This window comes from Kitasatospora sp. NPDC058063, from assembly GCF_042885395.1.
Taxonomy (GTDB): domain Bacteria; phylum Actinomycetota; class Actinomycetes; order Streptomycetales; family Streptomycetaceae; genus Kitasatospora; species Kitasatospora lactacystinica.
Map to the genome: position 1 here is coordinate 202,462 of NZ_JBHVSD010000001.1, position 14,498 is coordinate 216,959.

The 14,498-nt window shown below is 74.5% G+C and carries 12 protein-coding genes; 6 read left to right on the forward strand and 6 right to left on the reverse strand.

Annotated elements, in window-relative coordinates:
• Positions 1-106 precede the first annotated feature (106 nt).
• From ACFVUY_RS01010 to ACFVUY_RS01030, 5 genes are all read left to right on the forward strand, one after another.
• Positions 107-2,263: a protease pro-enzyme activation domain-containing protein gene (locus ACFVUY_RS01010; RefSeq protein ID WP_387726525.1), complete on the forward strand. Its 2,157-nt coding sequence runs from the start codon at positions 107-109 to the stop codon at positions 2,261-2,263.
• A 300-nt stretch (positions 2,264-2,563) separates the two neighbouring features.
• Positions 2,564-3,571 carry an XRE family transcriptional regulator gene (locus tag ACFVUY_RS01015; protein WP_387694032.1) on the forward strand — a complete coding sequence of 336 codons (1,008 nt, stop codon included), beginning with the start codon at positions 2,564-2,566 and terminating at the stop codon, positions 3,569-3,571.
• Between the two features lie 196 nt (positions 3,572-3,767).
• Positions 3,768-4,238: a VOC family protein gene (locus ACFVUY_RS01020; RefSeq protein ID WP_387726528.1), complete on the forward strand. Its 471-nt coding sequence runs from the start codon at positions 3,768-3,770 to the stop codon at positions 4,236-4,238.
• A gap of 32 nt (positions 4,239-4,270) precedes the next feature.
• A complete protein-coding gene (locus tag ACFVUY_RS01025) occupies positions 4,271-5,179 on the forward strand; it encodes a pyridoxamine 5'-phosphate oxidase family protein (RefSeq protein ID WP_387726531.1) in 909 nt (302 codons plus the stop codon).
• 157 nt (positions 5,180-5,336) lie between these two features.
• Positions 5,337-6,680 (forward strand): peptidoglycan-binding protein, encoded by a 1,344-nt coding sequence (locus ACFVUY_RS01030; protein WP_387726534.1) that lies wholly within the window; start codon positions 5,337-5,339, stop codon positions 6,678-6,680.
• A gap of 40 nt (positions 6,681-6,720) precedes the next feature.
• Here ACFVUY_RS01030 and ACFVUY_RS01035 read toward each other — a convergent pair whose 3' ends face one another.
• Positions 6,721-7,473 (reverse strand): TrmH family RNA methyltransferase, encoded by a 753-nt coding sequence (locus ACFVUY_RS01035; RefSeq protein ID WP_387726537.1) that lies wholly within the window; start codon positions 7,471-7,473, stop codon positions 6,721-6,723.
• 5 nt (positions 7,474-7,478) lie between these two features.
• Positions 7,479-8,126, reverse strand: coding sequence for a TetR/AcrR family transcriptional regulator (locus tag ACFVUY_RS01040; RefSeq protein WP_387726540.1), 648 nt, complete (start codon positions 8,124-8,126; stop codon positions 7,479-7,481).
• Between the two features lie 100 nt (positions 8,127-8,226).
• Between ACFVUY_RS01040 and ACFVUY_RS01045 the strand changes: the two genes are divergently transcribed.
• Positions 8,227-8,877, forward strand: a complete 651-nt coding sequence (locus ACFVUY_RS01045) for a hypothetical protein (protein WP_387726543.1) — start codon at positions 8,227-8,229, stop codon at positions 8,875-8,877.
• Between the two features lie 193 nt (positions 8,878-9,070).
• On the opposite strand, the gene ACFVUY_RS01050 is transcribed toward ACFVUY_RS01045, so the two are convergent.
• The 4 genes from ACFVUY_RS01050 to ACFVUY_RS01065 form a co-directional block, all read right to left on the reverse strand.
• Positions 9,071-11,257 (reverse strand): FUSC family protein, encoded by a 2,187-nt coding sequence (locus ACFVUY_RS01050; RefSeq protein ID WP_387726546.1) that lies wholly within the window; start codon positions 11,255-11,257, stop codon positions 9,071-9,073.
• Positions 11,258-11,266: 9 nt separating this feature from the next.
• Positions 11,267-12,508 (reverse strand): HTTM domain-containing protein, encoded by a 1,242-nt coding sequence (locus ACFVUY_RS01055; protein WP_387726549.1) that lies wholly within the window; start codon positions 12,506-12,508, stop codon positions 11,267-11,269.
• Positions 12,505-13,167: a DUF5819 family protein gene (locus ACFVUY_RS01060; RefSeq protein WP_387726552.1), complete on the reverse strand. Its 663-nt coding sequence runs from the start codon at positions 13,165-13,167 to the stop codon at positions 12,505-12,507. The genes ACFVUY_RS01055 and ACFVUY_RS01060 overlap by 4 nt, the downstream gene beginning before the upstream one ends.
• Before the next feature lie 98 nt (positions 13,168-13,265).
• On the reverse strand, positions 13,266-14,483 hold the full coding sequence (locus ACFVUY_RS01065; protein WP_387694043.1) for a rhodanese-like domain-containing protein: 1,218 nt from the start codon (positions 14,481-14,483) through the stop codon (positions 13,266-13,268).
• Positions 14,484-14,498: the final 15 nt, after the last annotated feature.

Genomic DNA, 14,498 nt, shown 5'->3' on the forward strand with positions numbered 1-14,498 from the left:
CATGAGCCAATTCGCACACGGGTTCTGTCATGTTCGAGCCAGCGTTCTCGACCCCCTGAACGCCTGGCCCCTTGCCGGCCCCCACAGCCGGCCAGAGGAGGATCCGTTGCGTCCCCGCTCCCTTGCCCTCGCCGCGGCGATAGCCGTGCTGCCGCTGACCGCCGTCTCGCTCGGTGTCTCCACCGCGCAGGCCGCCACGCCCAACGCCACCCCGCGCGTCGCCCTGCCGAACACCGTGAACCCCGCAGTGGCCCACTCGGAGAAGAAGGGTGACGTTCCGGCCGAGCAGCAGATCGCGGTGTCCGTCAGCCTGAAGCTGCGCGACACCGACGCCCTGGACCGCTTCCTCACCGCCGTCGCCACCCCGGGCACCGCGGAGTACGGCCACTACCTGACGCCGGAGCAGTTCACCGCACGGTTCGGCCCGACCCAGGCCGCCGTCGACCAGGTCAGGACGTACCTGGCCCAGCAGGGCCTGACCGTCGGCGACGTGAGCGCCAACCGCCAGGTGGTCAACGCCCACGGCACCGCCGCCCAGGTCTCCCAGGCCTTCGGCACCCACGAGAGCTCGTACCTGGACCCGCAGCTGCAGCGCGCCTTCTTCGCCAACGACGCCGCGGCCTCGATCCCCTCCGACCTGGCCGCCGTGGTCCAGGGCATCAGCGGCCTGGACAACCACGCGGTGCGCAAGAACCGCATCGCCACGCCGAACGCCATCACCCCGAACGCGGCCACCGCCACCCCGAGCGGCATGGCCCCGGCCCAGTACACCGGCGCGTACAACCTCAACAGGACCGGCGCGGACGGCACCGGCACCACGGTCGCGCTGTGGGAGTTCGACGGCTACAAGTCCTCGAACCTGACCACCTACGACTCCCAGTACGGCCTGTCCGGCCCGGCCGTCTCCACCGTCTCGGTGGACGGCGCCAACTACGACTCCGCCCCCGGCCAGGGCCAGGGCGAGGTCGAGCTGGACAGCGAGATCGTCCGCGGCGCGGCACCCAAGGCCACCCAGCTGGTCTACGAGGCGCCCAACAGCGACCAGGGCGAGATCGACATGGCCAACAAGATCGTGACCGACAACAGGGTCTCGGTGGTCTCGATCTCCTGGGGCTCCTGCGAGCCGGACACCACCGCCTCCTCGATGACCGCGGTCGACAACGCCTTCAAGCAGGCCGCCGCCCAGGGCATCTCGATCTTCTCCGCCTCCGGCGACGACGGCTCCCGCGACTGCACCCGCTCGACCAGCGGCTCCTCCGTCAAGGCGGTCGACTTCCCGGCCTCCAGCCCGCACCAGACCGGCGTCGGCGGCACCAACCTCAAGGTCTCCAGCGGCAACGCCTACTCCTCGGAGAGCGCCTGGAGCACCGCCGGCGGCGGCGTCTCCACCGTGTTCGCCAAGCCGAGCTGGCAGACCGGCACCGGTGTCAGCGGCACCATGCGCACCGTCCCGGACGTCTCCTCCAACGCCGACCCGGCCAGCGGCTTCGCGATCTACACCGCCGGCGGCTGGCAGGTCTACGGCGGCACCAGCGCCGCCGCGCCGCTCTGGTCCGGCTACGCGGCCCAGTTCAACCAGAAGGCCAAGACCGCCGGGCAGCCGGTCCTGGGCGAGGCGAGCCCGCGGCTGTACTCGGTCGCGAACAGCAGCGCCTACGGCAGCACCTTCCACGACGTGACCACCGGCGCCAACCAGGACTTCTCCGCGAAGGCCGGCTACGACCAGGTCACCGGCTGGGGCTCCCCGGTCGCCGACGCGCTGACCACCGCCCTGCTCGGCGGCGGCACCACCCCGCCGTCCGGCGGCTGCACCGCCGCCCAGCTCGTCACCAACGGCGGCTTCGAGACCGGCACCGCCTCCCCGTGGACCACCTCCAGCGGCGTGGTCGACAACAGCTCCTCCCAGGCGGCCCACTCGGGCAGCTGGAAGGCCTGGCTGAACGGCTACGGCTCGGCCCACACCGACACCATGTCGCAGACCGTCTCGATCCCGGCCGGCTGCGCCTCCGCCAAGCTGACCTTCTGGCTGCACATCGACACCGCGGAGACCGGCACCACCGCGTACGACAAGCTGACCGTCCAGGCCAACAGCACCACGCTGGCGACCTACTCCAACGCGAACGCCGCCGCGGGCTACGTCCAGCGCACCCTGGACCTGACCTCCTTCGCCGGCCAGACCGTGACCATCAAGTTCACCGGCACCGAGGACTCGTCGCAGCAGACCAGCTTCGTGATCGACGACGTCGCGCTGAACGTGAGCTGATCACCGACCGGTAGCACCACCGAACCCCCGCCGGGGCGGAGCCGTCAGGGCCCGCCCCGGCGGTGCCCGTCCGGGCCCGCCCACGGCGGTGTGCGGGCCCAGGTCGGCGGCTCGTGTTTCCGGACTGTTTCAAGATCGCTAACCCTTCGGTCCACCTGCCGTGACCACTGTCATACGCACGACTGATGACGTAGCCTCTCGACCGTGCATAGGGTTCCCCAAAGCTCGGTGAAGCCGCTGGCGGCGCGCCCCGGCGCCGGCCCGGTCCCGCCGAACTCACCTGGTGGGGAGGGTCACCGCATGGCCGCACAGCAACCACAGGACGCCGCGCGACTGCGGCTGGTCGGGTCGCACACGGAGCGCCCCGGACCGGCTCCCGCCGGCGCCCCCGCACCACCGCCCGGCCGGCTCGCCCCGGTCGGCGGCTTCGCCGACACCCTGCACCTGGCCATCGAGGCCAGCGGCCTCAGCCTGGACCGCATCCGCGCCGCCCTCGCCGGACGTGGCGTCAGGGTCAGTGTCACGACCCTGAGTTACTGGCGGCGCGGCCGCAGCCAGCCCGAACGGGCCAGCTCGCTGCGCGCCGTCCACCTGCTGGAGGAACTGCTCGGCCTGCCGCACAGCGCGCTCTCCTCCCTGCTCGGCCCGCCGCGCCCGCGCGGCCGCTGGGCCGCCGCAGCCAACACCTGCCACCTCGGACTGGAGGACGTCTGGCCGGGCGAGCAGGAGATCGCCAACATCTTCGCCGAGCTGAACGCCCCGCCGGCCGGCGAGCTGGAGCGGCTGAGCATCCACGACTCCTACTACGTGGACGCCGAGCGGCGCGGCAACCTGCTGCGGATGCGCCAGGTGGTGCGCGCCACGGTCGGCGGCGTCGGCCGCTGCCTGGTGGTGCACATGGCCGACGAGGAGGCGGCCGGCTGCCCGGAGATCACCTCGGTGCGGCACGGCCGGCTGGGCCGGGTGCGCCGACGCCCCGAGGCCGGGCTGATCGTCGCCGAGCTGATGCTGGACCGCCCGCTCGGCCTCGGCGACAGCACGGTCTTCGAGTACGAGGTGGAGATCCCGCCCGGCGGCCCGACCATGGAGTACAGCCGCCGCTTCGCCAGCCCGGTGCGCGAGTACGTGCTCCAGGTGCACTTCGACCCGGCGGCCGTCCCCGCGCACTGCGAGCGCTACGACCGCGAGCCCGGCGCCGACGTCGACCACCGCCGCGAACAGCTGTGGATCGGCGCCTCGGCGAGCGCCCACGTCCTGGCCCCGGACCAGCAGCCGGGCCACATCGGCATCCGCTGGGAGTGGGCCTAGCCAGGGGCCGGGCCCTCCCTCCTTCCGAGCCCCGTCGGGACCGTCAGGCCCGGCGGGGCTTTCGCGTGCCCACCGCAAAACCTAACCGTTCCAGTGCCGTTCACTGGTTGACGCTGCATCACCTAACTCCTACTCTCATGAATACCGGTTAGGCAGCAGCCTCGCCGGACGCCGAAGCCTCCAGGAGTGACCAGGCATGTCCGCCACCACCCAGCTCCGCACCCTGCAGACCGGCCACGTGGGACTGAACGTCACCGACCTGGCCCGCTCGCTCGACTTCTACCGCGCCGTGTTCGGCCTGGAGGTCACCGCCGAAGGCACCGACCCCGAACGCCGCTACGCCCTGCTCGGCCGCGACGGCCGCCTGGTGGTGACGCTCTGGCAGCAGAGCGCGGGCACCTTCGCCACCACCGGCCCCGGCCTGCACCACCTCTCCTTCGAGGTCGAGAGCCTCGACGAGGTCCGCGCCACCGAACGGCTGCTGCGCGGGCTCGGCGCGGAGTTCGCCTACGACGGCGTCGTCCCGCACAGCGAGGGCTCGGCCTCCGGCGGCATCTTCTTCACCGACCCGGACGGCATCCGGCTGGAGGTCTACACCCGCACCGGCGTGGACGGGACCGAGGCCGAAGCCCCCACCGCCGCCGCCCCGACCTGCGGCTTCTTCTAGAACGCGCCCCGACCACCGCCAGGGAGCCGACCATGACCACCAGCACGCCGTACCACCCCGGCGAGCGGACCGTCCAGGCCCGGGCCGACCGGACCGGACGGGCCGACCACGCCGGCCGGTCGATCCGCCACACCGTCCCGACGGTCGCCGCCCGCTTCCTGACCGAACGCCGGATGCTGGTCGTCGGCGCCGCCGCCCCGGACGGCCGGGTCTGGGCCACCCAGCTGGCCGGCCCGGCCGGCTTCCTCTCCGCCCCGGACGAACACACCCTGGCCGTCGCCGCCCTCCCGGCCGGGGCCGACCCGCTGGCCGGGGCGCTGGACCGCCCGGCCCGGGTCGGCACCATCGCACTGGACCCGGCCGGCCGGCGCCGGATGCGGCTCAACGGGCGTTCCGTCCCGGACGGCCGGGGCGGGCTGCTGGTGCACGCCGAGGAAGTGGTCGCCAACTGCCCGAAGTACATCCAGCGCCGCACCCCGACGGACCGCCCGGCCGCCGGCCCGCCCCGCACGGTCGCCACCGGTCCGGCGCTGACCACCGCGCAGCGCCTGGCGGCGGCCACCGCGGACACCTTCTTCATCGCCAGCACCGGCCCGGACGGCAGCGTGGACGCCTCCCACCGCGGCGGCCTCCCCGGCTTCCTGCAACCGGTGGCACCGGACCGGCTGCGCTGGCCGGAGTACCCGGGCAACAGCATGTTCCTGACGCTCGGGAACCTGGAGCTGGACCCGCGCGCCGGCCTGCTGCTGCCCGACTGGGAGACCGGCGGGGCGCTTCTGGTGACCGGCGAGGCCCGCGCCGACTGGTCCGAGGAGGCCCGGCAGGGCGTCCCGGGCGCCGAACGGATGGTCGAACTGACCGTCACCGGTGTCGTCGAACTGGCCGACGCCACCCCGCTGACCTGGAGCGACCCCGAGTACTCGGCCGCCATCCCGCGCTGACCGCACGTCACCACCTCTAGGCCCTCCCGCCGATCGACGCCACGTCCGGGAGCCGAACGGGTCTCACCCGTTCGGCCTAACCCACCGTGACTCATCCCGCCCGCTTTGGGACTTTGGTCCGGATAACACGCGGAATAGTCCGGGAAAGAGGCGGAGCATGACCCTGACCGACCCCCTGTCCCCGCTCATCGAGTTCGACGACGTCGAACCGGCGGAGGACTGCATATGCGGGGGCTGCAACGCCCGCCGACGCGCACGGCTGCACGCCGCGCCGGTCCACGAGGGCGGCCACGCCGCCGCCCGCAGCGTCCGCCGCCGGGCCGCCGTCCTGATGGCCGCCGTGGGCACCGCGATAGGCGGCGGAACGGCCGCCGCCGGCGCCGCCACCGCGGCCCCCGCACCCGGCCCCACCCCGGGCGGCAGCAGCAACGCCCGGTCACAGACCCCCCAGGGCGAGGTCAGCGGCCTCTACGGCCAGGCTCCCGGCGCCCGCGCCTTCGCCGCCCCGCGCACCGCCGCGGCGCCGCTCACCCGGGCCCAGATCATCCAGCGCGCCCAGACCTGGGTCGACCAGGGTGTGCCGTACAGCATGAGCCGCTACTGGTCGGACGGCTACCGCCAGGACTGCTCCGGCTTCGTCTCGATGGCCTGGGGCCTGGGCAGCAGTCAGACCACCTGGACACTGCCCGGCTTCGCCGAGCGGATCGGCAAGAACGACCTCCAGCCCGGCGACGTCCTCATCTACAACAACCCGGCCAACCCCCAGGCCGGCTCGCACGTGGTGATCTTCGGCGGCTGGACCGACTCCTCCCGCACCAAGTACGTCGCCTACGAGCAGACCGGCCCCGCCGCCAAGAAGCGCTCCACCCCGTACGCGTACTGGAACAACTCCGGCGGCTACGTCCCGTACCGCTACACCGGCCTGTCCGCCGGCGGCAACGACGGCGGCGGCACCTCCTCGACCGCCTTCCCCGGCACCGCCCAGTTCGGCCCCGGCGCCAACAACGCGTACGTCACCAGGCTCGGCCAGCTGCTGGTGCGGCGCGGCGGCGCCGCGTTCTACTCCGAGGGCCCCGGCCCGCGCTGGACGGAGAGCGACCGCCGCGCCGTCCAGGCCTTCCAACAGGCCCAGGGCTGGCGCGGCAACGAGGCCGACGGCATCCCCGGCAAGGACACCTGGGACTACCTGGTCAACGGCAAGGGCCGCGACATCGGCGGCGGAACCGGCACCCCGCTGCCGCCCCCGCCGCCCACCACCGGCGGCTCGGCCTTCCCCGGTGCGCGGTACTTCGGCCCCGGCCAGAACAACGACCACGTCCGTCTGCTCGGCGAACAGCTGGTCCGCAAGGGCTTCGGCGGCTCGTACGGCGTCGGCCCCGGCCCGCGCTGGACGGAGAGCGACCGCCGCGCCGTCCAGGCCTTCCAGCAGGCCCAGGGCTGGCGCGGCAGCGAGGCCGACGGCATCCCGGGCCCCGACACCTGGCGCCGGCTCTTCTCCTGACGGCCCCACCGGGGCGCGGTGCCCGCCCGGGCACCGCGCCTCAGCGCCGCCCCGACATCCAGTGGAACAGGCCCATCCCGACGCTGGTCGCCAGGTTGAAGCTGGACACCCCCGGCTGCATCGGCACCGCCACCAGGTGGTCGGCGCGCGCCTTGAGCTCCTCCGACACGCCGTGCCGCTCGGTGCCGAAGACCAGCAGCGCCTCGTCGGGGAACGGGACGTCCCGGATGTCCGCCCCCTCCGGATCCAGCACGTACAGGGGCCCGTCCGGCAGCTGCTCCGGATCCAAGCGCTCGACCGCGGTCGCGAAATGCAGTCCCGCGCTGCCCCGCAGCACGTTCGGGTGCCACGGATCCAGGTCCCCGGTGGTCACCACCCCGGTGGCACCGAACCCCGCCGCCAGTCGGATCACCGCCCCGACGTTCCCCAGGTTGCGCGGATTCTCCAGCACCACCACCGGCGCCGTCCGCGGCCGACGGGCCAGCACCGCCCGGTTCGCCCGCGCACCGGGCCGCACCGCCGACGCGGCCACCCCCGTCGGGTGCAACCGCGGCACCAGCCCCCGCAGCACGGCCTCCGGCACCTCCACCGCGAGCCCCTCCAATGCCGGCACGACATCCGGCGCCAGCTCACCCGCCAGCGCCAGCAGAGCCGCCCGGTCGGCGGTCAGCACCCGCCGCACCTCGCCCCCGAACCGCAGCGCGTGCTTCAGCGTGTGGAACCCGTCCAGCAGCACCGCCCCCGGCTCCCGCTCGATCGCCCGCCAGGCCCGTACCAGCTCGTCCTCGTCCATGGCGGTCACTCTGTCACCCGCCCCGGAGCCGGCTCACCGGGCCGCCCGGCCGCGGCGATCACCTCGTCGAAGCCCAACGCGCGCCCGGGCGGTCCGTCCGGTTCGCCGGCCAACCCGGCCAGCGCGAGGTCCAGGTGCCGGTGGACCAGGGAGCCGTCCGCGTCCAGCGCCGCCAGCGCCCCCGGCAGCGGACGGGACACCCGGACGCAGAGCAGCACCAGGTCCCCCGTCCCCACGTCGGGGCGCAGCCGCCCGGCCTCCCGCGCGGCCCGCAGCAGCCCCTCGACCGCCACGACGGTGCCCCGGCGAACGGCCACCAGCTCCTCGTCCACCACCAGGTGCTCCAACAGCACCACGATCGCCGCCCCCATCCGCAGATCGGCGGCGGCGTGCACGAAGCGGCGCAGCGCCAGGTACGGATCCGGCTCGGCCGCCCGCGCCTGCTCGGCGGCCTCGGTGAGCCGGGCCAGCAGGTCGGTGACCAGTTCGCGGACCAGCGCCTCCCGGTCGGGGAACCGCCGGTAGAGCGTGCCCGGGCCGACCCCGGCCCGCCGCACGACCGCGTCCAGCGGGGCGTCCGGGCCCCGCTCCAGGAACACCTCGCAGGCGGCGTCCAGGATCCTGCGCCGGCTGCGCTCCGCGTCGGCCCTCATCCACAACTCCCTAACCGGAGAAAATCTCTCCCCCTATGCTAGCGTCACTAGAAGCGGAGAAAATTCCTCCGTCTTCTCGCCCTCTTCAAGGAGCGACGCCATGCAGCCCGGCCTCACCATCCGCACCGAGATCGACGGCACCCCCCACCCCCGGGAGGCCGTCCTCGCCTGGGAACTCGACCGCGCCCGCGCCGCCCTGCGCCTGCTCAAGCAGCGCCTCGGCGACGACCGGACGCGCGAACTGCTCACCCCCGACACCACCGCCGCCGACACCGCCCTGGCCGGCTGGGCCCGGGCCTCCGCGGGCCGCCGGCGCACCGCCGTCACCGAACTCACCGCCACCGGCATCGACGCCGACACCTTCCTCACCTGGTGGCAGACCCGCCTGCAGGACGGCGACCGCGCCGCCCTGCTCGCCGCCAACCCCGAGCACTACCTCGCCGACTCCACCGGCGAGCAGGTCGAGATCATCGAAACCATCGGCACCGGCCCGGCCCGCTTCTTCCTCCGCTTCCACCACGACCTCCCCGGCGACGACACCTTCCCGGTCCGCATCGGCGGCACCGGCACCCTCGCCGACGGCACCGAGGTCCTCCACGTCCTCCACGAATTCGCCGACACCCCCGACGGCCTGCGCATCCGCCTCACCGTCCAGTTCCCGGAAGCCGCCCCCGACCTCCTCCCCACCGGCCACCAGTGGCACTTCGCCTGCGAGTTCACCAACTGGCTCCAAGCCGCCCACGCCGCCTGACCCCACCACCCCAACCCCAACACCACCGAGAGGAGCACCCCACCCCCAGCGCGAAAGGTGCCCCCTCCCCAGCGAGAGGGACGCGCTGCGGAAGGGGGCGGCGCAGGGGGTGGGTGCGGAGAGGGGCGTGACGGGTGATTTTCAGACTGCCAACGGTCTCAACGCCCCACCCACAGGGTCGGCAGTCTGAAAATCATCCAGCCCCCGGAGCACCCACCCCCGGAGCCGCCCCCGGCCCCCCACCCTCCCGAGAGCCCCCCTCACGAGAGCCCTCCCCCACAGAAGACCCCCGCAGAGCCCGCTCCAAATCCCGCAGGGCCTGCCCCACCAACCGGGTCCCCGCCCTCACCACATCCCGCTGCACCCCCGCCGGCGCCGCCGCCAGCCCCTCCTCCAACCACACCTGGGCGTCCCGCACCGCCCCGAACTCCACCGTCCGCCCCGTCAGCATCGCCCCCGCCGCGAGCGCCGTCGCCAGCCGCAGCTCCTCCGCGTACGCCCCCGCCCCCGGCACCGGCTCCGCGTCTCCCGCCGGCAGGTGGGCCTCCAGCAGCACCGCCGCCCGCCCGAGGGCGCCGACCGCCGCCCGGGCCCGGTCGATCTGGCGCCGGCTCACCCCGGCCAGCCCGGATTCGTGCCGCCCCGGTTCGGCGTCGGCCCGCTGCATCGCCTGGAACAGTTCGGAGCGCGCCTCCCGGGAGTCCAGCAGCGCGCTGCGCACCACCCGCCCGCGCGACGCCGCCGGCTCCTCGTAGCAGGCGATCACCGCCGCCGCGTACCGTCCGGCGGCCGCCAGCCATTCGGCGAGCCGTTCGCCGAGCCGGGCGGTCTGCCAGGTCGGGAAGAGCGCGTACGTGACGAGTGCGATCGATCCGCCGAGCAGGGTGAGCCCGACCCGTTCGACGGCCGTCACCAGCGGGTTGCCCTCCTGCAGTCCGAGCAGGAACACCACGTACGTGGAGATCCCGACCGTGGTGAGCGCGTACCCGGTGCGGAACGCCAGGTACGACCCGCCGATGCAGAGCACCGCCAGCGCGGCCAGCACCCATTGCCCGGGGTGGGCGAGCTGCACCACGAGCGTCGAGACGGCGACCCCGACCACCGTTCCGGCCAGCCGGGCGACGCCCCGGCTGTAGGTCTGGGCGAAGTCCGGCCGCATCACCATCGCGGCGGTCATCGGCGCCCAGTACCCGTGGTGGAATCCGGCGAGCCGGGCCAGCAGGTAGGCGACGGTGACCACGCCGGCGAGCCGGACGGCGTGCTGGAAGATCGCCGAGCGCGGGTGCAGCTGCCGCCGCACGGCCCGTGCCGCGACCGGCAGCATCCGGGCGATGGTGGGCTTGCGCAGCGCCCCGCCGGCCCCGACGACGGGGGTGGTGATGGTGTCCTCGTCGTTGCGGTCCAGGGTGTCCGCGGCCTTCCGCAGCAGCCCGCCGAGCCGCCGGGCGGAGCGCCGGGCCGCGCCCTGGAGCCGCGGCCCGTCGTCGGAGCCGACCAGGGTGAGCGAGGGCGCGGAGCGGGGGAGCCGGACGGGGTCGCCGGTGCGGATCGCCCGGGCGAGGGCGTCCATGACCTCGGCGGCGGCGGCCAGCACTTCCCGGGCCCGGTCCCGTCCCGGCCCTTCCTCGGGGGCGCCCACCTTGGGGTCGGCGAGTGCGGCGAGGGTGGGCCGGATGCGCTCGGCGGTGCCGCGCAGTCCGCGCAGCTCGGGTGGCCGGTGGCGGTCCTGCCAGGGGGTGAGGGCGGCGGCGTGGCGGGCCGTCATGAACGGCTCCGGGTCGACGTGCGCGGTCGGGTCCTGTCGCAACCGGCGGGCGTAGTCGGCGAGTTCGGCGTAGGTGTCGGCGAGGGCCTCCCGTTGGGCGGTCCAGCTGCCGATCGGCCAGACGGTGATGACGGTGGCCTGGGCGACTCCGCCCAGGGCGGCGACGAGCCCGTGGCCGAGCGCGGTGACCGTGCTGACCGGGAGTTGTACGACGATCAGCATCACCGAGACGGTGTTGGTGGCGACCACTCCGGCGGTGGGCCCGATCGCCCAGGCCAGTCCTGCGCCGAAGGCCCACACCGCGAGCAGCACCGGGAACAGCCCGGGGACGCCGGCGGCCAGGTAGCCGAGGAAGGTGCTGATGCCGAGTCCGGCGCCGGCGGCGACGGCGAGGCTGGCCCGGGGCCGGAAGCTGCGCTGGAAGGTGGCCGAGCCGGCGATGAACGCGCCCATCGCGGCCGAGGTGGCGAGCGCGACCCCGCCGAGCGCGAGGGTGGGGAAGAGCACCAGCGCCACCGCGACGGCCCCGCGCACCGCCCGCTTGGGGTCGGTGAGCGCCCGGTCCAGGGTGAGCCCGGTCCGCGCGGTGTCACGAAGTGCGGCGAACCAGGACATAGCGACATCCTAGGCCGGATACCTCCGCCGGATCCGGCTCAGCCGCGCCGCCGCCCACAGCAGTGCCCCGGTCGGCAGGAACACCGCGTCCGCCGCGATCATCGCGAGCGAGAAGACCGGCAGCCCGAGCACGACCGCGATCCCCGCGTGCTCCAGCATCATGACGGCCAGCAGGCCGTTCTTGACCCGCCGGTTGAGCAGCGTGAACGGGAACGCCACCTGGAGGATCACGGTGCCGTAGGAGATCAGGAAGACCGGCAGCAGCGCCGAGCCGACCAGCGCGGACAGCCCCGGCCAGGGCGTGAAGTAGTCCAGGTGCAGCGGGTAGTACAGCGCGGTGCCGTCCTGCCAGCGCGTGCCCTGCACCTTGTACCAGCCGGCCGTGGCGTAGATCAGCACCACCTCGACGGCGATCACCAGCATCGCGCAGTTGTGCGCCATGTTCGCCAGCGCGTCGAGCACCGCCCGCGGCTCGCCGTCCGGCCGCAGCCGGCCGAGCGTCCACCAGAGCCCGGCCGCCGTCCAGAGCGCCCAGAACAACGGCGACCAGCCGAGGTACGGGAAGGCCCGGTCGGTCCAGGTCAGGGTGTCCCCGGCGAAGCCGCCGAACTGACAGGCCGCCAGGACGGCTCCGAGCACCGCCCAGAGCACCACCCCGGTCCGCCCGGGGCCTCGGCGCCGGGCGTCCAGCGACCAGACCTCGGCGCAGCGGGTGAAGACCAGGTAGACCGCCATCAGGTGGACGACGTTGTCACCGCCGTCGCCGAGGAAGACGTCGCGGTTCTGCAGGGACAGCACGGTGACCAGGAACACCACCGTGCTCGCCCTGGTCCGCCAGCCCAGCAGCACGGCCAGGGCGGCCAGCACGGCCAGGTGGTAGACCAGCTCGAACCAGAGCCGGCCGCCGAACCAGGGCAGCACGGTGAACGCCCCGTTGTCGGCCAGCAGCCGTTCGGCCAGCTCCGCCGACCAGGGGGAGAGGTCGCCGTACAGCACCCGCCGGTGCGGCCACTCGCGCAGCAGGTGGGCCAGCCAGACCAGCCCGAAGCCGATCCGCACCACCGCCGCCTGGTGGCGGCCGAGCGCCCGTCCGGTGAACGCCTCCGCGGCCCGCCCGAGCGGTGCCCGCGGCCCGCGTGCCGGCCCCGCCGCCCCGGACTCCACCGGCCGGCCGGCCCCGGTCTGCCGGGGCACCCCGCCGTCCGGCCCCGCCCCGCCCGGTGCGGCGGCCCGCACCGTCGCCTCGTTCATCCGAGCAGCCCCCGGTAGTCCTCGTCCGTCACCGGCCACCACGGCAGCTCCCGCACCCGGGGCGCCGCCGGCGCGGGCTCGCCGCTCCAGGACGGCGGCGGGACGGTGGCCGCGGTCGACCGGAACTGGATCTCCACGACCCGCCCGCCGTCCGCCTCCCGGCCGATCCGCTGCAGGGCGATCCGCTCGAGGTACTGCTCGGCGAGCCTGCCGCGCGGGGAGGCCGGGCTCTCGTCCTGCGGGTTGTGCGAGCCGTCGTAGAAGTCCCAGGCCCGGCGCAGCAGGTTCTGCTCGACGTGGCTGGGCGCCGGGTTGCCCCGTATCGCGGCGACGTCCTGGGCGGTCAGCCCGATCCAGTCGTGGGTGCGGGTGGACCCGTCGGGCGCGGCGGTGCGGATCCGGGCGTCCACGCTCACGTTCTGCTGGAGCGGGTTGGGCGCGAACAGCTTCCAGTTCTGCTCGAACTCCGGGTACACCACGCCGTCGACCTCGTCCCGGTACTGCCGGGACACCGAGTTGGCGGGCGCGACGTGCAGGAACACCGCGGCGAGGAACAGCCCGGTGCCGCCGGCCAGCACCGACCCGGCGAAGCCGAGGAGCAGCTGCGCGGGCCTGGACCAGGTCCTCCCGGCAGCCGGCCGGTCCGTCGTCTCGGTCATGGCCTCCCCCGACCGGTCGGCGGGCGCCACCGGCCCGGTGCCGGCGCGCTCGCGCGCGCCCATCCTGCCGCACGGCACGGGCCGCGGGTGCCGGGCCGTCAGAGGACGAAGGCCTCCTGGCCGGTGCTGCTCACCATCGGACGGCCCGCACCCTGCCAGGCGTGCATCCCGCCGTCCACGTTCACCGCGTCCCGGCCCTGCTGGACCAGGTACTGGACGACCTGCGCGGAGCGGCCGCCGACCCGGCAGAGCACGTACAGCTTCTCCTCCGGCAGCTCGCCGAGGCGGGCGATCACCTCGCCGATCGGGATGTGCAGCGCGCCGTCGACGTGGCCGGCGTCCCACTCGTCCTGCTCGCGCACGTCCAGCAGGGCGGCGTCGGCGGGCACGGCGGCGGCGTCGGCGGAGGGGATCTGCGGGAACATCGTGTGGCTCTCCTGGGATTCGCGGGGATGCGTGTCATTGTCGCCCACCGGCGCCGTACCCCGGCCGCCGGAGGCCGTACCGTCCGCCGGAGCCGGGCCGCCGAGCAGCCGTTCCAGCTCGGTCCGCCGTTCGGCGGCCTTGGCCAGCAGTTCCTCGGCGAGCTGCTCCAGCAGGCGGTCCGGGTCCTGCGGGGCCAGGGCGAGCAGCTGGCCCATCGGGGTCTGCTCCAGCCGGACCTGCTCGGTGGCGGTCTCGGTGATCTTGGCGGTCAGCCAGTCCAGCCGGCGGCGCAGCCAGTCCGCGCGGTCGGGCGCGTCGACGGCGGGCGCGGCCTGCGGCGCGGTGGACCACTCGGCGGCCAGGGCCCCCAGAGCGGTCGCGTCGCCGTACGCGTAGGCCTCGTTGACCCGGGCCAGGAAGGCGGCCCGGCGCTGCTGCTCGGCCGGGTCGGTGGTCAGGTCGGGGTGGGCGCGGCGGACCAGCTCGCGGTAGATCCGCTGGGCGTCCTTGCCGGGCCGCACCCGCTCCGGTGCGGCGGGCGGCGGGGCCGCCTCCCCGTCCTGGCCGGACTGCTCCCGTACCGAGTCGAAGAGCGCGTCCAGGTCCGGCAGGTCCTCGACCTGCTGCCGCGCCTCGGCGGCCCGGCGCAGGTCCTCCGGCCGGCCGGTGCGGGCCGCGACGGCCTCGGCGACCAGCGCGTCCAGTTCGTCCAGCCGGGCGTACAGCGGGCCGAGCAGCTGGTGGTGGATCAGCGCGAAGTTGTCGATCTCGACCCGCAGCGTCTGGACGTCCACGTCCATGCTGAGCCAGGCGAGCTCGGCGGCGGCGACCCGCTCCTCCAGTGCCTGCTGCTCCGGGTCCGTCCAGCGGGCGGGGCTCTGCGCGCTCACTTGTCGCCTCTGTCT